The following is a 25,462-nucleotide window of genomic DNA, read 5'->3' on the forward strand; positions in this document are numbered from 1 at the left end:
TCGGCAAACCCCCTTGGAACGCGCTCGCTTCCTGCTAAACGCTGGCGCGATGACCCTGCTTTCCGACACCACCCCGCCGCTCGCGCAAGCCAACAGCCTGCGCCAGCAACCCGATGACAACGGGCATTTTGGCCAGTTCGGTGGCCGCTACGTTGCCGAAACGCTGATGCCGCTCGTGCTAGAGCTCGACCAGGCGTATCGCGCGGCCAAGGCCGACCCGGCGTTTCAGGCGCAGTTCGACGATCTGCTGGAACATTATGTCGGCCGCCCGAGCCCGCTGTACTATGCCGAACGCCTGACCGAGACGCTGCGCGAGTCCGCACCCGAGGGGAAAGGCGCGCAGATCTGGTTCAAGCGCGACGAACTCAACCACACCGGCGCGCACAAAATCAACAATTGCATCGGGCAGATCCTGCTTGCGATGCGGATGGGCAAGACCCGGATCATCGCCGAGACCGGCGCGGGTCAGCACGGTGTCGCCACCGCGACGGTCTGCGCGCGCTTCGGCTTGCCGTGCGTGATCTACATGGGTGCAAAGGACATTACGCGGCAGGCCCCCAACGTGTTCCGCATGAAGCTCCTCGGCGCGGAAGTGCGCCCGGTGACGAGCGGGTCGCATTCGTTAAAGGACGCGATGAACGAGGGGATGCGCGACTGGGTCGCGAACGTCCACGACACCTTCTACATCATCGGCACCGCCGCAGGGCCCCATCCCTATCCGGAACTCGTTCGCGACTTCCAGAGCGTGATCGGCAAGGAAGCGCGCGCGCAGATGCTGTCGCGGATCGACCGCCTGCCCGACCTGCTGGTCGCGGCGATCGGTGGCGGGTCGAACGCGATCGGGCTGTTCCACCCGTTCCTCGACGATGCCGACGTCAAAATGCTGGGCGTCGAAGCGGCGGGTCGCGGGCTAGACAAGGAACATGCGGCATCGCTTGCCGGCGGCGCGCCGGGGATCCTTCACGGCAACAAGACCTATTTGCTGCAGGACGAGGACGGCCAGATCACCGAGGCGCATTCGATCTCGGCGGGTCTCGACTATCCGGGCATCGGCCCCGAGCATAGCTGGCTACACGAGATCGGGCGGGTCGAATATACCGCGATCGGCGACACCGAGGCGCTGGATGCGTTCCAGCTGCTGTGCCGGACCGAAGGTATCATCCCCGCGCTCGAACCGGCGCATGCGATCGCTGCGGTTGCAAAGCGCGCGCGCGAAATGGACCGTGACCAGATCATTCTCGCCAATCTGTGCGGGCGTGGCGACAAGGACATCTTTACCGTCGCGGAAGCGCTCGGGGTGGCGATTTGAGCGCGCGTGGGGGCGGCCTTTCGGACGTCGTCACCGCTGCGGTGGTCGGTGCGGTCGTTGCGCTGATCGTACGTGAGGTCAGTGCGTTCGGCATCGACGTCCAGCGCTGGACGCTGCACGTCCCACGTGCGCTGGACTCGGCGAAGATTGGTGCGATTGCGGGAGTCGCGAGCAACCTCTTCGGCAACTGGAGGTCGGGACGATGACTCCAGTTGCTGGGACCCGCCTTTCCGCCGCCTTCGCCAAGGGCCACCCCGCGCTTGTCGCGTTCGTCACTGCGGGCGACCCCACCCCCGCCGCCACCGGTGCGATCCTCGACGCGCTTGTCGAGGGTGGTGCCGACGTGATCGAGCTCGGCATGCCGTTCACCGATCCGATGGCCGATGGTCCCGCGATCCAGGCCGCGAACATCCGCAGCCTGCTTGCGGGCACGCGCACCGCAGATATCCTCGGCATCGCCAAGGCTTTCCGTACACGGCACCCGGATACGCCGCTGGTGCTGATGGGCTATGCCAACCCGATGACGATCCGCGGTGGCGACTGGTTCGCTGCCGCCGCGCGTGATGCGGGCGTGGACGGCGTGATTTGCGTCGATATTCCCCCCGAGGAAGACGCCGAACTCGGGCCATCGCTTCGCGCCGCCGGGATCGATCCGATCCGGCTCGCCACCCCGACGACCGACGCAGCGCGCCTGCCCGCGGTCCTCGATGGCGCGAGCGGCTTCGTCTATTACGTCTCGGTCGCCGGGATCACCGGTCTGCAACAGGCAGTCCAAGGGTCGATCGAAGCCGCCGTTGCGCGTCTGAAAGCATCGACCGACTTGCCGATCGCGGTCGGCTTCGGCGTCCGCACGCCGGATCAGGCGGCGGCCATCGCGAAGGTCGCGGACGGCGTCGTCGTTGGCTCGGCGATCGTCGAACTGGTCGCGCAGCATGGCGCGGCTGCGCCCGACGCGGTGCGCACCTATATCCAATCCCTGTCGACGGCCGTCCACGCCGCCCGCAAAGGAGTTCTCGCATGACCTGGATCACCAGCGTCCGCAACGCGCTCTCGCTCGTCGTCCCGATCAAGAAGGAGACGCCCGACACGCTCTGGCACAAGTGCAAGGGCTGCGGGCAGATGCTGTTCGTCAAGGAGCTGGAGGACAATCTCCACGTCTGTCCGCATTGCGACCATCACGAACGGATCGGGCCGATCCTGCGCTTCCAATATGTCTTCGACGCGGGCTCGTACACGATCGTCCCGCTCCCCAAGGTCCCCGACGACCCGCTCAAGTTCCGGGATACCAAACGGTACGTCGACCGGATCAAGGCGGCGCGGGCCGCAACGTCCGAAGGTGACGCGCTGATCACTGCGCGCGGGACGATCGACGGCCGCCGTGCGGTCATCGGTGTCCAGGACTTTGCGTTCATGGGCGGATCGATGGGTCTGGCGGTCGGCGAGGCGTTCGTGCGCGGGGTCGAGACCGCGATCCAGGATAATTGCCCGTACATCATCTTCACCGCTGCCGGCGGTGCGCGGATGCAGGAGGGCATTCTCTCACTGATGCAAATGCCGCGCGCGACGGTGGCGATCCAGATGCTGCACGATGCTGGCCTGCCCTATATCGTCGTGCTGACCGATCCGACCACGGGTGGCGTGACCGCCAGCTATGCGATGCTGGGCGACGTTCAGATCGCCGAACCGGGCGCATTGATTGGCTTTGCCGGGCAACGCGTGATCGAGCAAACGATCCGCGAGAAACTGCCCGACGGGTTCCAGCGCGCGGAATATCTGCTCGAACACGGCATGATCGACATGGTGAAGCACCGCCGCGACCTGCGCACGACGCTCGCGAGCCTGATCGACTATCTCGGCAGCAAGCGCGCAGCGGCGTAAATCTCCCTCTCCCCGTTCGCAGGGAGAGGGCAAGCGAGGCGAAGCCGAAGCGAGGGAGAGGGGCAGTACGGTTGAGGTGGCGTGCTGAACAGCCCCTCTCCCCGGCCCTCTCCCCGCAAGCGGGGAGAGGGAGAAGAAGATGGACCACGCCGTCTCCACGGACACCGCCGTTCAGGCACAACTCGACCGGTTGTGGGCGCTATCCCCCGGTGCCGACATTCTCGGTCTCGAACGGATCACGCTCCTGCTCGACCGACTTGGCAACCCGCAGGACCGCTTGCCGCCGGTGTTCCATGTCGCCGGCACCAACGGCAAGGGATCGACCTGCGCGTTCCTGCGCAGTGCCCTCGAAGCCGCGGGATACACGGTCCACGCCTACACCAGCCCACACCTCGTCCGCTTCAACGAACGCATCCGCGTCGCGGGGCAACTGATCGACGATGCGATGCTCGCCGCACTCCTCGCCGAAGTCCTCGATGCGGGCGGCGACATCGGCGCAAGCTTCTTCGAAGTCACCACCGCCGTCGCGTTTCTCGCCTTCGCACGCACCCCGGCGGATGCGTGCGTGATCGAGGTCGGCCTCGGCGGACGGCTCGACGCGACCAATGTCATTGCGCACCCGCTCGTGACCGGTATCGCCCAACTCGGGATCGATCACCAAAGCTTCCTCGGTGATAGCGCGGTCGGAATCGCAGGTGAGAAAGCGGGAATCGCCAAATCCGGCGTGGCGCTCGTCACGATGGATTACGAACCCGACCTTGCGGCGCGTGTTGCGCAGGTTGCGATGGACGCGCACGCGCCCGTGCTCGCCCTCGGTACGTCCTGGCACCTGTCGACCGACGCGACGACCCTGCGGTACGAAGATGCCGACGGCAGCGTCCATATTCCGCTCCCCGCGATGGCCGGGCCGCATCAACCGGGTAATTTGGCGTTGGCGATCGCGATGATACGCCACCAGAAGCTGTTGCCGGTGCCGGAGGAAGCCTTTGCCCACGCCGCGCGCAAGACGCATTGGCCCGCCCGCATGCAACGGCTCCACCCCGGGCCCCTCGTCAATCTGCTGCCGCCCGGTAGCCAGCTGTGGCTGGACGGCGGGCACAACCCCGCGGCAGCGGGAGCGATCGCTGAAACGATGCGGGAGATCGCGACACCCGGCATCGGACGAAGCGACGTCCATCTTGTTCTCGGGATGCTGTCGAACAAGGACCCGGCTGGGCTACTGACCCCGTTCGCGGAGATTGCCACGACGCTTCACGCCGTCCCGATCGCGAACCACGAACACCATGCGCCGCACGCACTCGCGACGGTCGCACATACGCTCGGGATCGCGGCGCACACCGCCGACGGCATCGCCGATGCCTTACGCGATATCGTCGAGATCGCCGATGTGGCCGAGCCGCCGATCGTGCTGATCCTGGGTTCGCTCTACCTCGCGGGTGAAGTGCTCCGCGCGAACGGCGAACTGCCGGACTGACCGATATTATTGCGATTGACTTGCAATAGCGACTGGCAGAGGATGCTCCCACCCCCACGGAGCATCCCCTTATGACTGCGAATCATTCCGCTGCGCTGGCCCTGCCTGCTGCCCTCCCGCACCTGCTGCCCGAGGATCCAAACGCGCGACTGTTGTTGTTCGCCTTCCGACGGATGGGCGCGCACGGCCTCAAGGACGCGCATGCCGCGCAGGCGTTGATGCAGGCGTTCGGCACCGAGTTCCGCCGTCCGCTGACGCTGCTGCGCGCGATGATGGCGGACATTGCCGGCGGTGCATCCTGCGCGATCTCGATCGCACCGTGCTGCTGCCGCCGGATGACGCATGCCGAACACGCGATGCTGACGATCGTTGCGCGCGCGGAAACTACGCCCGACAGCGCGCGACTGTTGCTAGGCGACCTGATCGGCGCGCGCCAGCCCGATGGCGTGCTGGCGAGCATCACGGTCGTCGCACAAGCCTTCGCCGATGCAGGTCGACCGATTAGCGCGGAGTGACGTCGCCCTCCGTCGCGCCGATCGACGCATCGATCAGCCCGGCCCGGCTCATCCACCAGAACAGCAGCACCCCCGGCAGCGCAGCGAGCGTCGTGAGCAGGTAGAAGTTCACATAGCCCATAGAGTCGATCAGCCCGCCCGCGGTGGTCCCCGTCACGAAGCGCCCGACGATGCTCGCAGCCGCCGAAATCAGCGCATATTGCGCGGCGGTAAAGCGCGAATTGGTCAGCGCGGAGAAATAAGCGACCACGGTCACGCCGCCGATCCCGCTCGAGAAATTCTCGAACCCGATCGCGCTCGCCATGCCGAGGTTCGAATGCCCTGCCGCAGCAAGCCCGGCGAAGCTCAGGTTGGAGAGCATCATCAGCACCAGCGATGCCAGCACCGAACGCTTGAGCCCGAGCCGCGTGTACAACATGCCGCCGACGAAGATGCCCACCATGAAGGCGAGAAACCCGACCCACACGTCGTAGAAAGCGATCTCGTCATTGGTGAATTGGAGCGAATCGAACAACAGCCGGAAAGTCAGGTTCGCCAGCGTGTCGCCAATCTTGTGAATCAGGATGAACAACAGCACCAGCACCGCGCCACGCCGCTGGAAGAACTGCAGGAACGGCCCGAGGATAGACGTGCCAAGGCTGGCGAGGCCGGGACGACGCTTCTCCGGCGCACGCCGGTTCGTCGGTTCGCCGCAGATCAGCCCCGCGAGCATGGCAGGCAATGCGAAGGCCGCGCACACGAGATAGGCGTTGGCCCAGCCGAACCGCGCTGCCACGACCAGCGCGACCGCCCCCGCCCCTGCCGACCCGAGCCGCCAGCCATATTGCGACATGCCCGATCCAATGCCCAACTGGCGTGGCTCGAGCAGTTCGATTCGATAGGCGTCGATCACGATGTCGAAGGTCGCGCCCGCCGCGCCGACCAGGATCGCGGCAACCGCGGTTGCAAAGATGTCCGCCTTGGGATCGATCAGCGCGAGATGCGCGACTGCCGCAATCACCAAAGCGCCTGCGACGAGCAGCCACGAAACGCGCTGGCCGAGCGCGCCGATCAGCGGCAACCGTACGCCGTCGACGATCCACGCCCACAGCCATTTGAGATTATAGACAAGAAACGCGAGGCTGAACGCCGTGACGGTCGACTTGGTGATCCCGCTCTGCGCCAACCGCGTCGTCAGCGTCGCGCCGATCATCGCGAACGGAAAGCCCGACGAAATCCCGAGTGCCAGTGCCGCCAACGGCGCCTTTTCGAAATACGGGCGGATGCCATCCGACCAGCTCGGGTCGCGCCCGCTCGTGCCATCCATGCGTATCGTGCCCCTGCCGCGTAAGTCGGTTGCCGTCGCGGGCGACCCTAACGTCTAAAACGCGTAGCGGAAGAGCGGACCGGATCGCGCCGTCCGCCGATGCGTCAGGCGGCCTTCGCGAACAGACTGAAGCCCGACGGCATGCGCTTGGGTGCCTTGCCGTCCAGCACCGCCTCGATCGCAGAGATCGACGCGAGCAGATCGCGTTGCGCATAGGGCTTGGCGAGACAGCCGTTGGCGACCTCGCGCGCACCTTGCGGGCACTGACCCGTGACGAACAGGACTGCGATGCCCTTAGCATGCGCGGCATGGGCGACATCCACGCCGCTACCGTCCGCAAGACTGATGTCGAGAAGTACCAAGTCGAGTTCGACGCCGGAATCGATCACCGCCATTGCATCCGTGACGCGGTCGACCGTCGCGACGATCTCATATTCTGCATCCCGCAAACAATGTTCGGTATCGAACGCGACCAGCGGCTCGTCCTCGACGAGCAGCAGCTTGCAGATCCGCCGCTTTTTCCGTCCGAACAGCATGTTCGGTGCCCCACCTTCTGTACCGCGCCGAAAATGGCATCGTGCGTACCGCCCTCGTTACGCACCCGTGCCTTAACGCTCGACTACAAGATCGGGCGCAAATCTTTTTGTTCAACACACGAGGACGAATTTGGGTATCAGGGCGACGTGTCAAAATACCGTCCCCCAAAAACTGCCGCGCCGGGCGCCGCAACCACCCCTCGCGAGCGCGCCGAAGACGAGCAACGGATCGCCAAGCTGCTGGCCCGCGCGGGCATAGCTTCGCGCCGTGAAGTCGAACGCATGATCGCCGAGGGACGCGTAGCGCGCCACGGCGTCGTCATCGATACGCCCGCGACGATCCTCGCCTCGCTCGACGGTGTGACGGTTGACGGCAACCCCGTCGCCGCGCCGGCCGATGCGCGCCTTTTCCTCTACCACAAACCGTCCGGGCTTCTCGTGACCGAGCGTGATCCCGCGGGGCGCCCGACGATCTACGATCGCTTGCCGCAGGATCTGCCACGGCTGGTCCCGGTCGGTCGGCTAGATCTTAACACGGAGGGGCTGTTGCTTCTCACCACCGATGGCGAATTGAAGCGCCAGCTCGAACTGCCTGCGACCGGCGTGGAGCGTGCGTATCGTGCGCGCGCCTATGGCCAGGTGACGCAGGAGCAGCTCGAGGAACTGATCCACGGGATCGAGATCGAAGGTGTTCGCTACGGGTCGATCAACGCCAATCTCGAACGCCGCACCGGCGCGAACGTGTGGATCGAGATGATCCTGACCGAGGGCAAGAACCGCGAAGTTCGCCGTGTCCTTGAATTCCTCGGGCTCAAGGTCTCGCGCCTGATCCGCACGCGCTACGGGCCGTTCCTGCTCGGCGACCTGTCGCCCGGCGCGATCGGCGAGGTGCGCGCGCATGACGTCGCGGCGTTCCGCAAGGACCCCAAACGGATGCTCCAGCCCGAGCGGATCAAGGGTCCGTCGGGGGATCGTCCCAAACCTCAGGCGACGCCTGTGCCTGAGCGTCCGCAGCGTAGCGCCCGTGCGGCGCCCCGCCCGAGCGCGACACGGATCACGCGCGCCGTTGCGAACGACAGCGATCGCGCAGCGTTTGCCGAGCCCCGTCGGGCCTCGGCCGAGCCGCGGCGCGAGGGAATCGTCGTGACCAAGGCGCCCAAGGTAAAGCGCTTCTACGACGCCAAACCCAAGGCCGGTGCCCCCGCCGCGACAACCCCGGCGCGCACGCCCGACGGGCGCACCGCGCGCGTGTTCAATCCCGAACTTGGCCGCAACGTCCGCGCCAAGACCCCACGCGGTGCCAGCAGCGACGCTTCGGCCCGACCATCTGCGCGTCCTGTCGGTGTACGGCCTAATGCTGCGCGGCCCGGTGCTGCCGGACCAGGGGCTGCGCGGCCCGGAACCACCCGGCCGACCGGCGATCGCTCGACCCCTCGCCCGACCAACCCACGCCCGACACGGACCCGTAAGTAATGCGCATCATCGCCGGAGCATGGCGCGGCCGCCCGCTCGTTGCCCCCAAGGGAGACGCGACGCGTCCGACCGCGGACCGCGTTCGCGAGGCCCTGTTCTCGATGCTGGCAAGCCGTCTGGGTAGCTTCGAGGACCTGAGCGTTGCAGATCTCTTTGCGGGATCAGGCGCGCTGGGTCTCGAGGCACTGTCGCGCGGTGCCGCGTCGTGCGTTTTTGTTGAACAGGACAAGCCAGCGCTCGACGCGCTCCGCACCAACATCGCCAAATTGTCCGCCAAGGCGGACGTCCGTGCGCAGTCGGTACTAGCGCTCGGCCATGCGGTCGCGCCGCTTGACCTGATTTTGATGGACCCGCCCTATGACAGCAATGCGGGCGCGGTCGCGCTCGACAAGCTCGCGCGGCTTGGCTGGGTCGGCGATGCGACCTGGATCAGCATCGAGACCGCCAAGCCCGATCGGATCGAAGTCGCAGGGTTCGTCGAGGACGTGACACGAGTCCACGGCAAGGCACGGCTGACGCTCCTGCGGCGGGGGTGAAGCCTTTAGGCAGGGTATTCAATACCTCTGCTGTTTCCCGCCAAAGCATGGCCGCTGCGAAACATAACTGTTCTCTCGCGAAGGCGGAAGTCTAGAAGTCGCGCGCACTGTAAGCCGCTGTTCTGCTCGGCTCTGGATTGCCGCCTTCGCAGGAAAACGTCCGATGGCGAGGCTACCCGATCCGTCTCGCCAGACGACCCGCCCGAACGGGCGAAGACCACCTGCGAAGAGACCGCAGACAGCCCCCATCGCAATCACATTTTCGTGATCGCCACGAACAGGACATACAGCCCACCGGACAGCGCCATCGCCACCGGCAGCGTCAGCACCCAAGCCAGCGCCATGTTGATAACGGTCCGTCCCTGCAGCCCCGCCCCGTTGGCGACCGAGGCACCGGCCACGCCTGACGACAGGATATGCGTGGTCGAAACCGGCAGGCCATAGACTTCCGCCGCCATGATCGTCCCTGCCGCGACGAGCTCAGCGGACGCGCCCATGCCGTACGTCAGGTGGGTCTTGCCGATCTTCTCGCCGACTGTAATGACGATCCGCCGCCAGCCGACCATCGTCCCCAATCCAAGCGCAAGCGCGACGGTGATCTTCACCCAGGTCGGGATGTAGCGCGTGCCCTTCTCGAGATTGGTCTGATAACCGGTAATCGCCTTGAGTTCGGGCTCGCTGAAGATTGCGGCAGCTGCCTTCTTGTCCTTGGTGGCGAGACGCGTGGTATCGAGCACCAGATACATATCGTTGCGCAGATTGGGGGTCGCCGCCGCCGAGACCTTGTTGAGCGACCCGAACGCGCCGATCCGCTGGCCGAGGTCGCGCGACAGTGACGACGCCGCCGCATATACGCGCGGGGTCGATGCCTTGCGTTCCTTGAGCGCGCCGGTCAGCACGTCGCGGGCTTCGTCGACCGTCGTCATCGTCGCGCCCGCGGCATGGACCGAGAAAGCGTTGGACGCAGCATTCGCGCTCGCGACGAAGGCAGGCGTCTGGCTTTCGGGCATGGTGCGGTTGAGCGCGTAGGCGGTGGGTGCGCAGCCGATCAGGATCAGCATGATCAGCCCCATGCCCTTCTGCCCGTCATTGCCGCCATGCGCGAAGCTGACGGCGGTGCAGGTGAAGATCAACAGCGCCCGAACACCCTTGGGCGGCGGAGCATTGCCCTCCGGCTCCTTGTACAGTTTCGGGTTCTTGAGCACGAACTTCATCACGACCAGCAGCAATGCCGCCGCGCCGAAGCCGATCAGCGGTGCCATCCACAGCCCGGTCAGCACCTTGGTCGCCTGGCTCCAGTCGACGCCCGACGTGCCGCCGGTACCCGACGACATCAGCTGATTCGCGAAGCCCACGCCGAGGATCGACCCGATCAACGCGTGGCTCGACGAGTTCGGCAATCCAACGAACCACGTCGCGAGGTTCCACAGCACAGCCGCGAGCAGCAGCGCGAAGATCATCGCGAACCCGGCGCTGCTTCCTACGTGCAGGATGAGGTCGACCGGCAGCAGCGTGATGATCGAATACGCAACCGCCCCGCTCGACGCCATGACGCCGAGGAAGTTGAAGAAGCCCGACCATACCACTGCGAGCGGCGCCGGCATCGCGTGCGTGTATATGACGGTGGCGACGGCGTTGGCGGTGTCATGGAACCCGTTAACGAATTCGAAACCAAGTGCGATCAACAAGGCAAGTGCAAGGAACGCGAACGTACCGATCGCAAGTCCCTCGCCGACCTGCTTGGTATCGGTGAAGATGCTGAAGCCTGCGAAGGCCAGCCCCGCCACCATGATTCCCAGGAACAGCCAACGCCCCGCAGGGAACAGTTGATGATCCAACCGGGGGCCGCTCGCGACCTCGGATTCGAGAGGCGCCGACAAGGTAGTAGCCATGGCTGTGAAAGGCCTTCACTCGGTTGGTTACGGGTGGTTCAGATGTACAGGTGTTGCGCGCCGATAGCGGTGTCCGACGCCAAAGACCAGCCCGAACCATTCGGAAGGTAGGGACGCGGCGGCATTCGTTCCATAGTAGGGACACGCGAACGCGTTGCGATTGATGACCGCCAGAGCATGAACCTCGGCGCAGAACACAGGCTGGTTGCTCGCCCCGCAGCCGCGGCGTAGGACGGTCGTGACGCCGAGGGGGGCGTCGGGGGGAGCTTTATACGATGCCGGTCGCGTCTGGGACGCGTGGCGCTGTTGCGGAGCCGTCGGCAGCGACGGCGATCGCAAACGGCTGTCCGCCAGTTAAGATCGTTACGATGCTGTACGGATTCGCGCCGGGGGGAGTCGAACGCATCGCCGCGCGCCTGCATGCCGCATGGGTCGATCTGGGCGTGCGATCCGAAATCGTCGTCGCCGATTCGCGCACGCCGCCGCCGCTTGCGCTCTCATATGTCACCCGCGCCGGTAATCGGTCGCATTCGCGCGGACTGATCGCCTTTGCGCTGCTGGTGCTCGCTTTGCGTCGCCGGGTGCGGGACGACCGCCCCGATGCGGTGTTTTGCGCCGGCAACACCTACACATCGGTTGCAGTCATATTGCGGTTGCTGGTCGGCCCCACCTGCCCGCCGATCATCACCAAGATCAGCAACTGCCTGGTCCGGAACGACATGCCGCCGTTGTTGCGGTGGTTCTATCGCGCGTGGTTGCGGCTGCAGGGGCGCTGGATCGATCACTTCGTCGGCCTTGCCCCTGCGATGCGTGACGAGATCGCAGGGTTGATCGGCGTACAGCATGACCGGATCAGCGTGATCGAGGACCCGGCGCTGGGGGCGGACGACCTCGAGCGCCTCGCAAACCTGCGCGATACCAGCCCGAGGGACCGTCGCGGGCGACACTATCTGGCGGTCGGGCGGCTCGCGCCGCAGAAGAACTTTTCACTGCTAATCGATGCTTTTGCACGATTTTCCACCCCCGATGACCAACTCACCATTCTGGGCGAAGGTGCCGAACGCGCGATGCTCGAAGCGAAGGCGTGGTCGCTCGGCATCGCCGGTCGTGTCCGTTTGCCGGGGCATGTTGCGACGACCGAGGCATGGCTGGCGGACGCCGATGCGCTGGTGCTCTCGTCGGATTATGAGGGTGTTCCGGCGGTCCTGATCGAGGCGTTGGCCGCCGGCATTCCGATCGTCTCGACCCGTTGCTGCGTTTCGATGGACGATCTGCTCGGGCACGGCGCCTACGGGCGAATCGTCCCGGTTGGCGATCCCGCCGCGCTGGCGGAGGCGATGGCGGTGGCGGTCTTGCCCGAGCCGGCATCCGTGATCGCGGCCCGCCGCACCGCCGCCGCACAGTATACGGTCGATCGCGCCAGTGTGCTCTACATAGCTTTGGTGCGCCAGCTTGCCGAGGCACGGTCCGTCGATATGTCCCGGGAAACGCTTGCAATCTACCCCGCACCGGTTGCCACCGCCGCGCGTTGACCGCACTGGCGCGAAACCCCGTGCTTGCCCCGATCGCTCGCGTTCCCTACCTGTTCACCGATGAGTCTTCCCGTTTCCCAGCACGCGCCAGCGCCCGCCGATCCGCCTTATCTGCGCGGACTGAATGATCCGCAGCGCGATGCGGTGTTGACCACCGAGGGTCCGGTTCTGGTGCTGGCGGGGGCAGGCACCGGCAAGACCGCCGCGCTGACCGCGCGACTAGCGCATCTGCTCAATACTAGAAAGGCTTGGCCAAGCGAGATCCTCAGCGTCACCTTCACCAACAAGGCCGCGCGCGAGATGCGCGAGCGAGTCGGGCGGCTGGTCGGCGATGTGGTCGAGGGGATGCCGTGGCTCGGCACGTTCCACGCGATCGGCGCGAAGATGCTCAGGCGGCATGCCGAACTCGTTGGTTTGCAAAGCAATTTTACGATCCTCGACACCGATGACCAGTTGCGGTTGCTCAAGCAGCTGATCCAGGCGGCTGATCTCGACGAGAAACGCTGGCCTGCGCGGCAACTCGCGGGGCTGATCGACGGGTGGAAAAACAAGGGTTTAACGCCCGCGCAGATCGATGCAGGCGAAAGCGAACTCTACGCCAATGGCCGCGGCCAGGAGCTTTACGCCGCCTATCAGACTCGCCTCGCGGCGCTCAATGCGTGCGATTTTGGCGACCTTTTGCTCCATATGTTAGTCATTTTGCAGCGCGATCGAGACGTTTTGGCGGAGTATCAGCGCCGGTTTAAGTACATTATGGTCGACGAATATCAGGATACCAACAGCGTCCAGTATCTCTGGCTCCGGCTGCTCGCGCAGGAGCGCAAGAACATCGCGTGCGTGGGCGACGACGACCAGTCGATCTATTCGTGGCGCGGCGCGCAGGTCGAAAACATCCTGAAATTCGAAAAGGACTTTCCGGGCGCGAAGATCATCCGGCTCGAACAGAATTACCGCTCAACCCCGCACATCCTGGGCGCGGCCTCGGGCGTGATCGCCAACAACAGCGGGCGGCTCGGCAAGCAATTGTGGACCGAGCTCGACGTCGGCGAGAAGGTCAAGGTGCTTGGCGTCTGGGATGGCCCGGAGGAAGCACGCCGAGTCGGCGAGGAGATCGAATCGGCGCAACGCGCGGGCACGTCGCTCGACGAGGTCGCGATCTTGGTGCGCGCCCAGCACCAGACTCGCGAGTTCGAGGACCGCTTCATTGCGACCGGGATCAACTACCGGATCGTCGGGGGCTTCCGCTTCTATGAACGCGCCGAGATCCGCGATGCGCTCGCCTATCTTCGAGTCGTCGCGCAGCCTGCGGACGACCTGGCGTTCGACCGGATCGTCAACGTCCCCAAGCGCGGACTCGGCGACAAGGCGGTGTCCAAGGTCCACCAGCTTGCGCGCGCGCAGGGCATCCCGCTCGTCACCGCCGCCGCGCGGCTGCTCGACACCGACGAACTGACCGGTGCCGCGCGCAAGTCGCTCGGCAATCTCGTGATCGACATGGCGCGGTGGCGCGCGCAGGTCACCGAGCTGTCGCATGGCGATCTCGCGCGGATCATCCTCGACGAGAGCGGCTATACGGGCATGCTTCAGGCCGAGAAATCGGTCGAGGCGGCGGGCCGCCTCGAGAACCTGACCGAGCTCGTCCGCGCGATGGAGGAATATGAGACGCTCGGCGCGTTCCTCGAGCACGTCAGCCTCGTCATGGACAATGAGGCAGCCGCCGAAGACCCCAAGGTCACGATCATGACGATCCACGCCGCCAAGGGGCTGGAATATGACACCGTCTTCCTGGTCGGCTGGGAGGAAGGACTGTTCCCCTCGCAACGCTCGCTCGACGAGGGCGGGACAGCGAGCCTGGAGGAAGAACGCCGCCTCGCCTATGTCGCGATCACCCGCGCACGCCGCCGCGCGACGATCCTCCACGCCGCCAACCGCCGGATCTACGGCCAGTGGACGAGCAGCATCCCGAGCCGGTTCGTGAACGAGCTGCCGCCCGAACATGTCGAGGCGGAATCGAGCATGGCAGGCGGAGAAAGCCTGTGGCGCGCCAACTGGTCCGAACGCGCCGACCCCTTCGCCGACGTCGCGCGCGGCACCGGGCGCGGCCCCGGCTGGCAGCGTGCGGCTGGAGTCGGGGGTGCGTCTGGGAAGCCCGGCGGGGAGTTCACCAGCCGGACCTTCTCGCGCGAGCCCAGCCGCGTGCAGGAGTCGCGGTCTTCCGCGATCAGCCTTGGCAACAAGGGGCGAAGCGACGTCGCGATCGGGATGCGCGTGTTCCACCAGAAATTCGGCTATGGCCTGATCGCCGAGATCGAGGGCAACAAGCTCGAGATCGATTTCGAGAGCGCGGGGCGCAAGCGCGTGATGGACAGTTTCGTGACCATTGGCTGATCCACGCCGCATAGCGACGCTCCCCGCATATCGGATGACCGAACGATGCTTTTCCTCGCGCTCAAAGCCCTGATTTCCGGGATCCTGATCGCGGCAGCCTCGACGCTCGCCAAACGCTACCCGGGGTTTGGCGCACTGGTCGCTTCGCTGCCGCTGGTATCGGTGCTGGGGATGATCTGGTGGTGGGGCGAGAAACCGGACGCGGCCAACATGGCGAACCACGTCGGCGCGACCTTCTGGTACATCCTGCCGTCCTTGCCGATGTTTATCGTGATGCCGGCGCTGTTGCGGAACGGGGTCGGATTCTGGCCGACGCTGGGGATTGGCTGTGCGCTGACGATCGCGCTCTACGCCGGGATGGTCGCAATCGCGCCGCGCTTCGGCATCGGGTTGTAGATCGGGTTGTAAATCGGGCGGTCCTTCGGCGACGCCTTGGGGTCACGGCAAATATGTACGCGCGCTGTCGGTCGTGTTCAGCATCGATACCGGCGCTGCGTCCCATAGCGGTGATCAAGCCCGATCGACGGGCCGAAAGGACAGACTATGAAGATCGCGCACATTCTCGCTGCCGCAAGCCTGATCGCCGGCATCGGCGTCTCGACCACCGCATCGGCACAGGATTATCGCGGCGATCGTGGTCGGTACGATCACCGCTATGACGATCGCCGTGGCGATCATCGCGGCGATCACCGGAACTGGCGTGGCGACCGTCGGGGCGGCGACCGCTATTATGGCCGCAATCGCCGGCACGATGGATACAACAACCGCGGACGCAACTGCCGGACCGACTGGCGTAACCATCGCCGCGTGCAGATCTGCCGCTAATCCGGCAAGGAAGGGGCGCCCGAGCGCCCCTTCCACTCTACTCGGCGCGCCGGGAGCGATGTAACCTTTACGTCATAAAGTCTTCACGGCATGGATGAGCACGATCGGGTATTGGACCCGATCCTGCGGCGATCGGGTCCATCGTCCTTTCCAGGCGCAGCCGTTTGTTCAATTCCACCGTCTTCCCCTTTGCGCCGCCGGCGCCGGTCTATCCCGTCGGACGGTCGCACGCCGGCTTGATCCCGGGTAGCTGGCTGGTCGTCGGCGCTGCGATGAGTGCCGCCTGCCTTGCCGCATTGCTATTCGACACCGGCATCACGATCGATCCCACCGCGCCGCGCACGCTGATCTATCTCGGGGTATTTGCGCTTGCGCTCAGCCTGCGGATCATCTTCCGCGCCCCGAACAACCCGGCACAACGCGTCATCCGCGACGTCGGTGAAACTTTTGGCCTGTTCACCGCCGTGTCGCTGATGGGTGCGGTCGCAACCTATCCGATCGCGGCGGAAACCAACGGGACGATCGACGGGGTTCTTCAGCAGATCGACGTCGCGCTTCATTTCGACTGGCTCGCCTGGTATCAGGTGGTTGCGGACCACCGTGCGCTGCAGATCCTCGGTGCGGCGGCGTATCAGAGCATCTACGTCAGCCCGGCGATCATTCTCGGATATTGTGCCTGGGCGGACAAGCGGGCGGCGGCCCGCGGGCTGATCGCGAGCTTCTGGGTAGCGGCGGTCATCGCGCTGGCGCTGTTCCGCTGCTGGCCGGCTTATGGCCCGTTTGCGATGCTATGGCATGGCCCTGCCCCGTACATGACCGAAAGCGGCCTGTATGAATCACAACTGGTCCCGCTGCTGCGCGCGCATGTGATGCGCGAGGTCGATCTGGGTGCGCTGCGCGGACTGGTCGAGGCACCGAGCTTCCATACGGCCAGCGCTGTCCTGTACATCGTCGCGGCGTGGCCGTTCGCGCGGATCCGCAAGCCGATCGTGATCGTCAATGTGGCGATGCTGCTGGCGACCCCAGTGGAGGGAACGCATTATCTGGCAGACATGCTCGCCGGTGCGTCGGTTGCGCTGATCGCGCTGGCGATCGTCACCGTGGTGCGAAGGCGACTGCCCGGTTCGATGACCGGGCAGCCCGCCCGGCGTTAGGCGTGCTCGACCGCCATCAGAGCGTTGTCGGCATATTTGGGATCGCTAGGCGAGAACAGCTCGCTGACCTGAAAATTGCGGTCCACGAGCGCTAGATCAACGAGGCCGATCAGCTTGAAGGTCCCGACCTTGAACTCGCGCGGCGGCTTGCCCTCGCGCTCCAGCACCACGCCGTCGACGTACATCTCGCCGTGGCGGGTGAAGATGATGTGCGGTGCCAGCACGATCGGCAACTTGTTGTAGGTCGCGGTAAGGCACTTCTTGCGAACGATCGCCTCGAAGACCGTTGGGACAGGCCCGGTCGGCATTGCGGTTTCGCCCTGTTCGTCGGGATATTTCATGACAACGTTGTACCAAAAATGGTGCGTTGCAGCAAGTAACGTTCGGATCTCGAAATGGGATCCGCGTCGAACGGAATTTGGCATGCGCCCGGTTGCCTATGTCCGCCATCTGCGCTGCGACGCACCGGACCGGAACCGCCACGCATACCACCCGTTGCGCGTGGGAAGGAGATTGGCATGACGGATCAGGTCGAAATCGAACGCAAGTTCTGGAAAGCGCTGCGGTCGGACATGACGATGATGCTCGGCCTCGTCGGAGTCGACGAGGGGCACACCCGCCCGATGACCGCACAGCTGGACGGCGATGAGGATCGCGGCCCGATCTACTTCTTCGCGTCCAAGGAAACCGAACTGGTTGCGGACCTGACAAGCGGTGCACGTGCGGTCGCGACGTTTGCATCGAAGGGCAATGATATCTTCGCGGCGGTCCACGGTACGCTCACGCTGGATGACGATCGTGCGACGATCGACCGGTTGTGGAATCGCTTCGTCGCGGCGTGGTTCGAAGGCGGCAAGGATGACCCCAAGCTGCAACTGATCCGGCTGGACGCCGAACGCGCGCAGATCTGGGTCGACGCCTCCAGCATGGTCGCGGGGGTCAAGCTCCTGCTCGGGATCGATCCCAAGGAGGATTACAAGGACAAGGTCGCCGAGGTGTCGCTCGGTTGACACGACAGACAACGCGCGTCGCATCGCCAGACACGGCGCCAATGACGGACGGCCTGCCCCTCCCCCGCCGCTATGCCGCGATCGCGACGCTCTGTCTCGGCACGGCGCTGATCATCATCGACGGCGGAGTGGCCAACATCGCGCTGCCGACGATCGCGCGCGATCTGGGGATCGACCGGTCTGCGGTCGTGTCGGTCGTGACGATCTACCAGTTGATGCTGGTGATGCTGTTGCTGCCGTTTGCTGGCTTGGGTGAGCGCATCGGGCTCAAGCGGATGTACCAGATCGGGCAGCTCGTCTTTGCGGTCGCGACGCTGTTGTGCTTCTTTGCGAAGAGCCTTCCGTTCCTGCTGATCGTCCGTGCCGTGCAGGCGATCGGGGCGGCGGCGGCATTGAGCGTGTCCTCCGCGCTGATCCGCTCGACCTATCCGTCCAACCAGTTGGGCAGCGGGCTCGGCATCAACAGTGCGATCGTGTCCGCAGGCGCGGCGCTCGCGCCGTCGCTGGGCGGGTTCATCCTCGGGGTTGCGCCGTGGCCGTGGGTGTTTGCCAGTGCCGTGCCTTTCGCGATCGGATCGCTGCTGCTCGGGCGTGCGCTCCCCGATACGCCGCTACGTGACACGCCGTTCGACGTGATCGGCGCGGTGATGTGCGCGGCGATGTTCGGGCTCGTCATCGGCGGGCTCGAAAGCGCGGTGCATGGCGATAGTCCGGTCGTCTCCGCCGCGATCGTGCTGACGGGCGTGGCGGTCGGCATATTGTTCGTCCGTCGCGAAAAAGGCGAACGCGATCCGATCCTGCCGATCGACCTGCTTGCGCGCCCCGTGCTGCGGTTGTCGGTGGTGGGGGCCTATACCGCGTTCATCGCATCGATGACGCTGATCATCTCGATGCCTTTCCGGCTGCAGAGCGAGTTCGGCTTCACGCCGACCGAGATGGGGCTGCTGATGGCGCCCTGGCCGCTGACCAACATCGTCGTCGCGCCGCTGTCGGGCTGGCTGTCGAGCCGTATCCTGGCGGGTGTGCTCGGCGGGATCGGCATGGCGATCTCGATCGTCGCGCTGGTGCTGATCGCTTATATGCCGCCGCACCCCAGCCATTTCGACGTCGTGTGGCGGATGGCGCTGTGCGGCGCGGGGTTCGGGACGTTCCTGCCGCCCAACGCACGGCTCATCATCGGCAGTGCGCCGCGCGAACGCGCTGCGGCTGCGGGTGGCCTCGTCTCGACCACGCGATTGCTCGGCCAGACGACGGGCGCAACGCTGGTCGCGGCATTGCTCGCGCTCGGGATCGGCGGCGGGGCGACCCCGCCTTTGGTCGCCGCCGGGCTCGCCTTCGTCGCGGGGCTGTGCAGTCTTGCGCGGTTGCGTCCGTCGATCAGGACGCCCGCGACCGTTGAAGCAGCCGACGTTCAGCCAGCGAGTTCGGTTCGCTGAGACCGATTGGCGGCGCATTGTCGCCGGGGATTACATCTCCGACTGCGTTAACCAACTAAATCACTGTGATCACGATTTGGCACGCCTCATGCTAGGAGAAAGATGCTCGGAGTAATGAGTTAGTATCTTGATACTAAAGAATGATTTCCATTCCGAGTAAACAGGGAAAGGAAATGCCATGCGTATTACCAACACACTTAAGGCCGTTGCCGTCGCTGCAGTACTGACCGCCGCAACCCCGGCCCTTGCGGCCACGACGTTCAGCACGAACTTCGACAGCACCAATTTCGGCCCCGGGGCCGGGTTCACCACCCTGTCCTCGTACGAAGGCTGGACGGGCGGCGCCAACGGGATCGAAGTTCAGTATAACAATGTTGCCGGCGCACCATTCTCCGGCGCGAACTTCGTCGAGCTCGATACCAATGCCAACAGCTCGATGAGCCGGATGATCGACGCCGGCAGCTACATCCTGCGCTACTGGTATTCGGATCGTCCCAATGTCCCGGCGAATTCGAACGGCATCAGCGTCCTGCTCAACGGGTCGTCGGTGTTCACGTCGGCGGGTGGCGCTGGCGGTGCCAACACCAACTGGTCGCTGCAGACCTTCGCCTTCACCGCCGCTGCACCGACCACGCTGACCTTCGCGGCGCTGGGCCGGAGCGACTCGCTCGGCGGGTATATCGACAGCGTGTCGCTCTCCGCAGTGCCGGAACCGATGACCTGGGCGATGATGATCACCGGCTTCGGCATGATGGGCGTCGCGCTCCGCAATCGCCGGGCCGCGGCGAAGGTCACCTACGCCTGATCGATCGACGCATGTGAAAGCAGAGCCGTCAGCCACCAGGCTGGCGGCCCTGCCGATTCTGGCGTCAGAACACCGCCTTGCCGTCGCCGCCGAGCATCGCCTTGCGGACGAGCGGGATCGGCGGGCCACCGAAGCTGAGCAACTGGTCGTGGAACGCCTTCCACCCTGCCCGCCCGCCATGCGTCGCGGTCCAGTCGGTGCGGAGCTTGCGGATCATCAGCTTGCCCATCGTGTAGTTGAGATAGGCCGGGTCATAGGTGCCGCGCGCGGACTGCTGCTTTGCGTTGCCCTCGTCCTGATAGCATTGCTCGACGAACATCTTGCGCGACTGTTCCTGCGTCATGCCCTGCGCGTGGAGCCCGATCGCGGAGAGATACCGGCAATCGCGGAGCAGCGCGTTGGACAATTGCCCGACATGCGTCTCGGGGTCGCCGTCGTGAAGCCCCGCTTCCCACATCATTTCCTCGGCATAATGCGCCCAGCCCTCAGCGAAGGCGTAGCCGACGAACAGCCGACCGAACAACGACGGCGAGGCGTTGGCATGGCGGAACTGGAGGAAATGCCCGGGCATCACTTCATGCACCGAGGTGAACAGCAGGTCGTTCTTGCCGGGGATGAACCCGTCCTGCTCGGCCTTGCTCCACGAGGGGTCCGGCGGCGAGATGTAATAGACCGAGGGGATGCCCTTCTCGAACGGCCCGGGCGGGTCGATATAGGCGGAGTTCTGTCGGTTGTACGGCGGGCTTTCCTCGACGAGCGCCTGTTCTTGGTCGGGGATGGTGACCACGTCGCTCTTGAGCACGAACGCGCGCAGTTCGGGGATCTGCTTGCGCGCCTCCGCAACCGGATCGTCGTTGATCGGCTTGTTGGCGTTCATCTTGGCCATGCACGCGGGCACGCTCGCGCCCGGCGCGAACTTGGCGCACGCCGCGACCAGCGCCTGCTGGTTGCGCAGCATGTCCGCGCGTCCGGCAGCTTCGAGCGTCGCGAGCGGCACGTCGACGCCCTCGGTCTGCTTGATCATCCGCGAGAACTTGTCCGCACCGAGCGCAAAGTCCTGCGTCGCCGATCCGCGCTGGCTTTCCAGCCATGTGCCGAGATCGTGCATCGATTTGGACGCCGCGGTCGCCGCCTTGTCGAACTCTTCCTGCAAGGCGGGGCTCTTCACGTCCGCGAACGCCTTCTTGGCATCGCCCGTATAATAGTCCCCGAACCCGTTGAACGCCGCGACCCCGAAGTTGATGTAACTGAGCGGCAGCGGCGCCTTGAGGTTCTCGCGGATCTGCGCGGTGGCGGTGGGGATCTTGCGCAGGAACGACACCATCGCGCGCATCCGTGTCGGCGCATCCGCATAATTGCGCGCGATATAGACGTTGGGGTCGAGGCCGGCGTTGACGTACCAGGACGGATTGCGATGCGGGAAATCGGCATCCTCGAGCCAGAACAGCTTCCCCGAGGCGACCGTCACCAGATAATCGCGCTCGAACGCGGCCTGCTTGTCGAGCTTGGCGGGATCGAACGCCTTGGCCTTGGCGATCGCGTCGCGCAGGAAGTCGCCCTGGCGCTTCAGGCCAGCGGGAGACCAGTCACCGAGGCCGCCATCGTAATCGTGGCGGCCCTGATAGACGGCATCGGCGGGCGAGACCTTGAACCAGTCCTCGATGAAGGTATCGCGAAAGCTCTTCCAGTCGGTCGTCGGCAACGCGGTCAGTGCGATCGCCGTCGATTTCGGGGCCGGAGCCTCCGCGGTACAGGATGCGACAGCGAGCGCCGCTATGCCTGTCAGCCAAATATTCCGCATTCCAGCTCCTTGATCGGTCTTCGGGGCGGATTCGTCCGCGGCGGCAAGCTGACAGTTTGGAACGTCCGGCGCCACCCCTGCGACGGAACGCGGCGCGCCACGCGTCGTTCTGATACCCGTCATCAAAGCTGAGGATGTTCCCATGCCCTATATCAAGACCCGCGACGGCACCGACCTTTACGTCAAGGATTGGGGTAGCGGACGTCCGGTCGTCCTCGTGCACGGCTGGCCGCTCAATGCCGATAGCTGGGACGCGCAGGCGATGGCACTGGCGGACGCGGGTTTCCGCGCGATCGCCTACGATCGCCGCGGGTTCGGCCGGTCGGGCCAGCCGTGGAGCGGTTATGACTATGACACGCTGACCGACGATCTGGCGGACGTGCTGGAGCAGACGGGTGCTGCGGATGCGACGATCGTCGGCTTCTCGATGGGCGGCGGCGAAGTCGCGCGCTACATGAGCCGGCATGAGGGCAAGGGCGTCGTGGCCGCGGGTCTGATCGCATCGGTGGTGCCCTACATGCTCCAGACCGAGGACAATCCGCACGGCGTTCCCGAGGAAAAGCTTGCAGCGATTGCCGAGGGGATCGGGAAGGATCGCTACGGTTTCTTCCAGACGTTCATGAAGCAGTTCCTGGGCGTCGGGTTCATTTCGTCCCCAGTGAGCAGCGAGACGGTGGACTGGGCGTGGTCGCAGACCAATCTTGCGGGGTTGAAGCCGATCCTGGCGTGTGCGCAGTCGTTCGGCCACACTGATTTCCGGCCTGATCTTCCTGCGTTCCGTGTGCCGACGCTGATTATTCACGGGACTAGCGACCAGACCGTCCCGATCGATGCGACCGCGCGCCGGGCGGCTGAGGGCATCGCGAGTGCGCAGCTGGTGGAATATGAGGGCGCGCCGCATGGTCTGACGATTACCGACAGCGACCGGTTCACGAATGATTTGCTGACGTTCCTGGGGCGGTAAGCTCCCTTTATCGCCCCTTCCTTCAGGGGAGGGGTTGGGGGTGGGGGGAGCCTCGCAGAGACCCTTGCCGGATGGCGGGCGCGCTGTACGGCCCCACCCCAACCCCTCCCCTGAAGGGGAGGGGCTCTGAGGTGACGAGTACGCCATCTCCGCCGAGAAGCTCCCGCCGCTTCTGTTCTTCGCCCCTCCCCTTCAGGGGAGGGGTTGGGGGTGGGGGGAGCCTCGCAGAGACCCTTGCCGGATGGTGGACGCGCTGCACGGCCCCACCCCAACCCCTCCCCTGAAGGGGCGGGGCTTCACACGATACAGATGACGTCAGTTGAGCGGGACGATCACTTCGTCCTGATGCACCACGCCCAGATCCTTGCGCGCAAGCTCGTCGGCGAGGTCCGGATCGGCATGGCGCGGGTCGAGCAAGGCAACCCGGTTCTTCAATTCGCTGCGATTGCGGTCAAGCGACGCGAGTTGCCGCTGCTTGACCGCAAGCTGCCGCTCGACGTCGCCGTAAGCCAGCGCGCCGTTCGGGCCGAAGATGGCATAGCCGCCAAAAAACAGCCCGACGATCATCAAGGCCGCCGGCGCGACGGCACGACGGAGCATCATTCGGACATTGGAGCGGCGCTTGATCACGGTCGCGATTCTCGCGCATCGCGACTCGTGGATCAAGGTGTATTTTCAGGAAATTTACACCCGCAGGATCGAACGCCCGGCATAGAGCGCAGCACCCTCCAGCTCCTCCTCGATGCGGATCAGCTGGTTGTACTTCGCGAGCCGGTCCGACCGTGCAAGGCTGCCTGTCTTGATCTGACCGCAGTTGGTAGCGACCGCGAGATCCGCGATCGTCGAATCCTCGGTTTCACCCGAACGATGCGACATCACCGCGGTGTAGCCAGCACGGTTCGCCATCGACACCGCCTCAAGCGTCTCGGTCAGCGTGCCGATCTGGTTGACCTTGACCAGCAGCGAGTTGGCGAGACCGTCCTTGATCCCCTGCCCGAGCCGCTTTGGGTTGGTCACGAACAGATCGTCGCCGACCAGCTGGACCTTGTCACCGCACAGGTCGGTGAGCGCCTTCCAGCCCTCGAAATCGTCCTCGCCCATGCCATCCTCGATCGAGAAGATCGGGTAGCGCCGTGCGAGATCCGCGAGATATTCGGCCATTTCGTGGCTGCTCAGGCTCTTGCCCTCACCCGAAATCTCATACTTGCCGTTCTTGTAGAATTCGGTCGCCGCGCAATCGAGCGCGAGCATCACGTCTTCACCGGGCTTGTAGCCTGCGGTCTCGATCGAGCGCAGGATGAATTCGATCGCCTCGTCGTTCGACGCGATGTTGGGCGCGAAGCCGCCCTCGTCGCCGACCGAGGTCGACAGCCCCTTGTCGTGCAGGCCCTTCTTGAGCGTGTGGAAGATTTCCGACCCGCAGCGCACCGCCTCGAAAATCGTCGATGCGCCCACGGGCACGATCATGAATTCCTGAAAATCGATAGGATTGTCAGCGTGTTCGCCGCCGTTGATGATGTTCATCATCGGCACCGGCAGGACATGCGCGGCAACCCCGCCGACATAGCGGTACAGCGGCAGGCTGCGTGCATCCGCCGATGCCTTGGCCACCGCGAGCGACACGCCGAGGATCGCGTTCGCGCCCAGCCGGCTCTTGTTGTCGGTGCCGTCGAGCTCGATCATCGTGTGGTCGACGTCGCGCTGGTCCTCGGCTTCGAGTCCGAGCACCGCGTCGGCGATCTCGCGATTGACCGCCTCGACCGCCTGGTCGACGCCCTTGCCGCCCCAGCGGCTCTTGTCGCCGTCGCGCTTCTCAACCGCCTCATGCGCGCCGGTGGATGCGCCCGAGGGAACCGCGGCGCGGCCGAAGCTGCCGTCCTCGAGCATGACATCGACTTCGACGGTGGGATTGCCGCGGCTGTCGATGATCGTGCGGGCATGAATGTCGATGATTGCGGTCACGGAACGATCCTTCTACCGATTTGGGAATGGGGTCGCGGCTGCCTCTATCGCCTAAGCCGGGTATCGGCAAATCGTGCGTGCGCGATGGAACTAGGCGCGGCCCGGACCGCTTTATTGTCGAAGTACAACTATTGGAGGGCATATACGATGGCCACGACCCCGAATTCGCCGAACGGCAACCCTGGCGCGACCAGCAGCGAGAAGATCGACGCAGCGACCGGTGCCGCCAAGGACGCCGCAGCGTCGGTGCGCGATGAGGCCGGCAAGATCGGCAGCGGCGCCGCGCAGATGTTCAAGGACAGCACCGACAAGCTCGGCAAGGAAGTCGTCGATCGCGCGAAGACCTATGCCGCCGACGGCAAGGAACGCGCCGGGACCGCACTCGACGAGATCGTCCAGATGATCAACGACGCAGCCGGCACCGTCGATGAAAAGCTCGGCTCGCAATATGGCCAATATGCCCGCACCGCTGCCGACAAGGTCCAGGGGTTCTCGGAAGGCTTGAAGGCCAAGGAACTCGACGATCTGATCGAGGACGCGCGCGGCTTCGTGCAGAAGAGCCCCGCGATCGCGATCGGCACTGCTGCCGCGCTCGGGTTCGTGCTCGTTCGCCTGATCCAGTCGGGTCTGGCGGTCGACAGCGACACCAAGGCCTGATCGCAGCGT

25 protein-coding genes are annotated in these 25,462 nt (G+C 65.0%); 18 read left to right on the forward strand and 7 right to left on the reverse strand.

What is annotated here, in order from left to right; all coding sequences use genetic code 11:
• Nucleotides 1-49: 49 nt before the first annotated feature.
• The 6 genes from trpB to ABIC17_RS10235 all read left to right on the forward strand — a co-directional run bounded on the left by trpB (nt 50) and on the right by ABIC17_RS10235 (nt 5,176).
• Nucleotides 50-1,309: a tryptophan synthase subunit beta gene (gene trpB / locus ABIC17_RS10210; protein ID WP_354281507.1), complete on the forward strand. Its 1,260-nt coding sequence runs from the start codon at nt 50-52 to the stop codon at nt 1,307-1,309.
• Nucleotides 1,306-1,515, forward strand: a complete 210-nt coding sequence (locus tag ABIC17_RS10215; RefSeq protein WP_354281509.1) for a hypothetical protein — start codon at nt 1,306-1,308, stop codon at nt 1,513-1,515. The genes trpB and ABIC17_RS10215 overlap by 4 nt, the downstream gene beginning before the upstream one ends.
• Complete coding sequence (trpA, locus tag ABIC17_RS10220) at nt 1,512-2,330, forward strand: tryptophan synthase subunit alpha (RefSeq protein WP_354281511.1); 819 nt, start codon at nt 1,512-1,514, stop codon at nt 2,328-2,330. The genes ABIC17_RS10215 and trpA overlap by 4 nt, the downstream gene beginning before the upstream one ends.
• Nucleotides 2,327-3,187: an acetyl-CoA carboxylase, carboxyltransferase subunit beta gene (accD, locus tag ABIC17_RS10225; RefSeq protein ID WP_354281513.1), complete on the forward strand. Its 861-nt coding sequence runs from the start codon at nt 2,327-2,329 to the stop codon at nt 3,185-3,187. The genes trpA and accD overlap by 4 nt, the downstream gene beginning before the upstream one ends.
• Before the next feature lie 139 nt (nt 3,188-3,326).
• Entirely contained in the window at nt 3,327-4,661 is a 1,335-nt protein-coding gene (locus ABIC17_RS10230; protein WP_354281515.1) for a bifunctional folylpolyglutamate synthase/dihydrofolate synthase, read from the forward strand.
• Nucleotides 4,662-4,732: 71 nt separating this feature from the next.
• On the forward strand, nt 4,733-5,176 hold the full coding sequence (locus ABIC17_RS10235; RefSeq protein WP_354281517.1) for a DUF6628 family protein: 444 nt from the start codon (nt 4,733-4,735) through the stop codon (nt 5,174-5,176).
• On the opposite strand, the gene ABIC17_RS10240 is transcribed toward ABIC17_RS10235, so the two are convergent.
• Nucleotides 5,163-6,482 (reverse strand): AmpG family muropeptide MFS transporter, encoded by a 1,320-nt coding sequence (locus tag ABIC17_RS10240; RefSeq protein ID WP_354281519.1) that lies wholly within the window; start codon nt 6,480-6,482, stop codon nt 5,163-5,165. The two genes, ABIC17_RS10235 and ABIC17_RS10240, sit on opposite strands and share 14 nt — an antisense overlap.
• A gap of 104 nt (nt 6,483-6,586) precedes the next feature.
• Entirely contained in the window at nt 6,587-7,018 is a 432-nt protein-coding gene (locus tag ABIC17_RS10245; RefSeq protein WP_354281521.1) for a response regulator, read from the reverse strand.
• Nucleotides 7,019-7,165: 147 nt separating this feature from the next.
• Between ABIC17_RS10245 and ABIC17_RS10250 the strand changes: the two genes are divergently transcribed.
• Both ABIC17_RS10250 and rsmD read left to right on the forward strand, forming a co-directional pair.
• Nucleotides 7,166-8,491: a pseudouridine synthase gene (locus ABIC17_RS10250; RefSeq protein WP_354281522.1), complete on the forward strand. Its 1,326-nt coding sequence runs from the start codon at nt 7,166-7,168 to the stop codon at nt 8,489-8,491.
• Nucleotides 8,491-9,027, forward strand: coding sequence for a 16S rRNA (guanine(966)-N(2))-methyltransferase RsmD (gene rsmD, locus ABIC17_RS10255; protein WP_354281524.1), 537 nt, complete (start codon nt 8,491-8,493; stop codon nt 9,025-9,027). Before ABIC17_RS10250 ends, rsmD begins: the two co-directional genes overlap by 1 nt.
• A 254-nt stretch (nt 9,028-9,281) precedes the next feature.
• Here the strand turns inward: rsmD and ABIC17_RS10260 are convergent, their stop codons facing one another.
• The gene (locus tag ABIC17_RS10260) at nt 9,282-10,919 is read right to left on the reverse strand and encodes an inorganic phosphate transporter (protein WP_354281526.1); all 1,638 of its coding nucleotides are present in this window, start codon (nt 10,917-10,919) and stop codon (nt 9,282-9,284) included.
• Between the two features lie 368 nt (nt 10,920-11,287).
• Between ABIC17_RS10260 and ABIC17_RS10265 the strand changes: the two genes are divergently transcribed.
• The 5 genes from ABIC17_RS10265 (at nt 11,288) to ABIC17_RS10285 (ending at nt 16,818) form a co-directional block, all read left to right on the forward strand.
• Nucleotides 11,288-12,451: a glycosyltransferase gene (locus ABIC17_RS10265; protein WP_354281527.1), complete on the forward strand. Its 1,164-nt coding sequence runs from the start codon at nt 11,288-11,290 to the stop codon at nt 12,449-12,451.
• Nucleotides 12,452-12,511: 60 nt separating this feature from the next.
• Entirely contained in the window at nt 12,512-14,839 is a 2,328-nt protein-coding gene (locus ABIC17_RS10270) for an ATP-dependent helicase (protein WP_354281529.1), read from the forward strand.
• Nucleotides 14,840-14,884: 45 nt separating this feature from the next.
• The gene (locus ABIC17_RS10275) at nt 14,885-15,235 is read left to right on the forward strand and encodes a DUF3147 family protein (protein WP_354281531.1); all 351 of its coding nucleotides are present in this window, start codon (nt 14,885-14,887) and stop codon (nt 15,233-15,235) included.
• Between the two features lie 147 nt (nt 15,236-15,382).
• Nucleotides 15,383-15,664: a hypothetical protein gene (locus ABIC17_RS10280; protein WP_354281533.1), complete on the forward strand. Its 282-nt coding sequence runs from the start codon at nt 15,383-15,385 to the stop codon at nt 15,662-15,664.
• Between the two features lie 164 nt (nt 15,665-15,828).
• The gene (locus ABIC17_RS10285) at nt 15,829-16,818 is read left to right on the forward strand and encodes a phosphatase PAP2 family protein (RefSeq protein ID WP_354281535.1); all 990 of its coding nucleotides are present in this window, start codon (nt 15,829-15,831) and stop codon (nt 16,816-16,818) included.
• Here ABIC17_RS10285 and ABIC17_RS10290 read toward each other — a convergent pair.
• On the reverse strand, nt 16,815-17,159 hold the full coding sequence (locus tag ABIC17_RS10290) for a hypothetical protein (RefSeq protein WP_354281537.1): 345 nt from the start codon (nt 17,157-17,159) through the stop codon (nt 16,815-16,817). The two genes, ABIC17_RS10285 and ABIC17_RS10290, sit on opposite strands and share 4 nt — an antisense overlap.
• A gap of 177 nt (nt 17,160-17,336) precedes the next feature.
• Between ABIC17_RS10290 and ABIC17_RS10295 the strand changes: the two genes are divergently transcribed.
• The 3 genes from ABIC17_RS10295 (at nt 17,337) to ABIC17_RS10305 (ending at nt 20,069) form a co-directional block, all read left to right on the forward strand.
• Nucleotides 17,337-17,828, forward strand: coding sequence for a pyridoxamine 5'-phosphate oxidase family protein (locus ABIC17_RS10295; protein ID WP_354281539.1), 492 nt, complete (start codon nt 17,337-17,339; stop codon nt 17,826-17,828).
• A 41-nt stretch (nt 17,829-17,869) separates the two neighbouring features.
• A complete protein-coding gene (locus tag ABIC17_RS10300; protein WP_354281541.1) occupies nt 17,870-19,264 on the forward strand; it encodes an MFS transporter in 1,395 nt (464 codons plus the stop codon).
• Nucleotides 19,265-19,442: 178 nt separating this feature from the next.
• The gene (locus ABIC17_RS10305) at nt 19,443-20,069 is read left to right on the forward strand and encodes a PEPxxWA-CTERM sorting domain-containing protein (RefSeq protein ID WP_354281543.1); all 627 of its coding nucleotides are present in this window, start codon (nt 19,443-19,445) and stop codon (nt 20,067-20,069) included.
• A 64-nt stretch (nt 20,070-20,133) separates the two neighbouring features.
• Here ABIC17_RS10305 and ABIC17_RS10310 read toward each other — a convergent pair whose 3' ends face one another.
• The gene (locus ABIC17_RS10310) at nt 20,134-21,870 is read right to left on the reverse strand and encodes a DUF885 domain-containing protein (RefSeq protein WP_354281545.1); all 1,737 of its coding nucleotides are present in this window, start codon (nt 21,868-21,870) and stop codon (nt 20,134-20,136) included.
• Nucleotides 21,871-22,012: 142 nt separating this feature from the next.
• Here ABIC17_RS10310 and ABIC17_RS10315 point away from each other — a divergent pair, with 142 nt between their 5' ends.
• On the forward strand, nt 22,013-22,834 hold the full coding sequence (locus tag ABIC17_RS10315) for an alpha/beta fold hydrolase (RefSeq protein ID WP_354281547.1): 822 nt from the start codon (nt 22,013-22,015) through the stop codon (nt 22,832-22,834).
• A 315-nt stretch (nt 22,835-23,149) separates the two neighbouring features.
• Here the strand turns inward: ABIC17_RS10315 and ABIC17_RS10320 are convergent, their stop codons facing one another.
• Nucleotides 23,150-23,437: an FtsB family cell division protein gene (locus ABIC17_RS10320; protein WP_354281549.1), complete on the reverse strand. Its 288-nt coding sequence runs from the start codon at nt 23,435-23,437 to the stop codon at nt 23,150-23,152.
• Between the two features lie 81 nt (nt 23,438-23,518).
• Nucleotides 23,519-24,796: a phosphopyruvate hydratase gene (eno, locus tag ABIC17_RS10325; protein ID WP_354281551.1), complete on the reverse strand. Its 1,278-nt coding sequence runs from the start codon at nt 24,794-24,796 to the stop codon at nt 23,519-23,521.
• 147 nt (nt 24,797-24,943) lie between these two features.
• Between eno and ABIC17_RS10330 the strand changes: the two genes are divergently transcribed.
• A complete protein-coding gene (locus ABIC17_RS10330) occupies nt 24,944-25,453 on the forward strand; it encodes a hypothetical protein (RefSeq protein WP_354281553.1) in 510 nt (169 codons plus the stop codon).
• The last annotated feature ends 9 nt before the right edge of the window (nt 25,454-25,462 follow it).

Source organism: Sphingomonas sp. PvP056, from assembly GCF_040549155.1.
Taxonomy (GTDB): Bacteria; Pseudomonadota; Alphaproteobacteria; order Sphingomonadales; family Sphingomonadaceae; genus Sphingomonas.

Coding starts and splice junctions, on each gene's coding strand:
- trpA (WP_354281511.1), top strand. CDS start 1,512: ATGACTCCAGTTGCTGGGACCCGCCTTTCCGCCGCCTTCGCCAAGGGC.
- ABIC17_RS10260 (WP_354281526.1), bottom strand. CDS start 10,919: ATGGCTACTACCTTGTCGGCGCCTCTCGAATCCGAGGTCGCGAGCGGC.
- ABIC17_RS10310 (WP_354281545.1), bottom strand. CDS start 21,870: ATGCGGAATATTTGGCTGACAGGCATAGCGGCGCTCGCTGTCGCATCC.
- rsmD (WP_354281524.1), top strand. CDS start 8,491: ATGCGCATCATCGCCGGAGCATGGCGCGGCCGCCCGCTCGTTGCCCCC.
- ABIC17_RS10270 (WP_354281529.1), top strand. CDS start 12,512: ATGAGTCTTCCCGTTTCCCAGCACGCGCCAGCGCCCGCCGATCCGCCT.
- ABIC17_RS10275 (WP_354281531.1), top strand. CDS start 14,885: ATGCTTTTCCTCGCGCTCAAAGCCCTGATTTCCGGGATCCTGATCGCG.
- ABIC17_RS10330 (WP_354281553.1), top strand. CDS start 24,944: ATGGCCACGACCCCGAATTCGCCGAACGGCAACCCTGGCGCGACCAGC.
- ABIC17_RS10235 (WP_354281517.1), top strand. CDS start 4,733: ATGACTGCGAATCATTCCGCTGCGCTGGCCCTGCCTGCTGCCCTCCCG.
- ABIC17_RS10240 (WP_354281519.1), bottom strand. CDS start 6,482: ATGGATGGCACGAGCGGGCGCGACCCGAGCTGGTCGGATGGCATCCGC.
- ABIC17_RS10245 (WP_354281521.1), bottom strand. CDS start 7,018: ATGCTGTTCGGACGGAAAAAGCGGCGGATCTGCAAGCTGCTGCTCGTC.
- ABIC17_RS10320 (WP_354281549.1), bottom strand. CDS start 23,437: ATGATGCTCCGTCGTGCCGTCGCGCCGGCGGCCTTGATGATCGTCGGG.
- ABIC17_RS10295 (WP_354281539.1), top strand. CDS start 17,337: ATGACGGATCAGGTCGAAATCGAACGCAAGTTCTGGAAAGCGCTGCGG.
- ABIC17_RS10265 (WP_354281527.1), top strand. CDS start 11,288: ATGCTGTACGGATTCGCGCCGGGGGGAGTCGAACGCATCGCCGCGCGC.
- ABIC17_RS10315 (WP_354281547.1), top strand. CDS start 22,013: ATGCCCTATATCAAGACCCGCGACGGCACCGACCTTTACGTCAAGGAT.
- ABIC17_RS10300 (WP_354281541.1), top strand. CDS start 17,870: ATGACGGACGGCCTGCCCCTCCCCCGCCGCTATGCCGCGATCGCGACG.
- ABIC17_RS10230 (WP_354281515.1), top strand. CDS start 3,327: ATGGACCACGCCGTCTCCACGGACACCGCCGTTCAGGCACAACTCGAC.
- ABIC17_RS10290 (WP_354281537.1), bottom strand. CDS start 17,159: ATGAAATATCCCGACGAACAGGGCGAAACCGCAATGCCGACCGGGCCT.
- ABIC17_RS10280 (WP_354281533.1), top strand. CDS start 15,383: ATGAAGATCGCGCACATTCTCGCTGCCGCAAGCCTGATCGCCGGCATC.
- trpB (WP_354281507.1), top strand. CDS start 50: ATGACCCTGCTTTCCGACACCACCCCGCCGCTCGCGCAAGCCAACAGC.
- ABIC17_RS10305 (WP_354281543.1), top strand. CDS start 19,443: ATGCGTATTACCAACACACTTAAGGCCGTTGCCGTCGCTGCAGTACTG.
- accD (WP_354281513.1), top strand. CDS start 2,327: ATGACCTGGATCACCAGCGTCCGCAACGCGCTCTCGCTCGTCGTCCCG.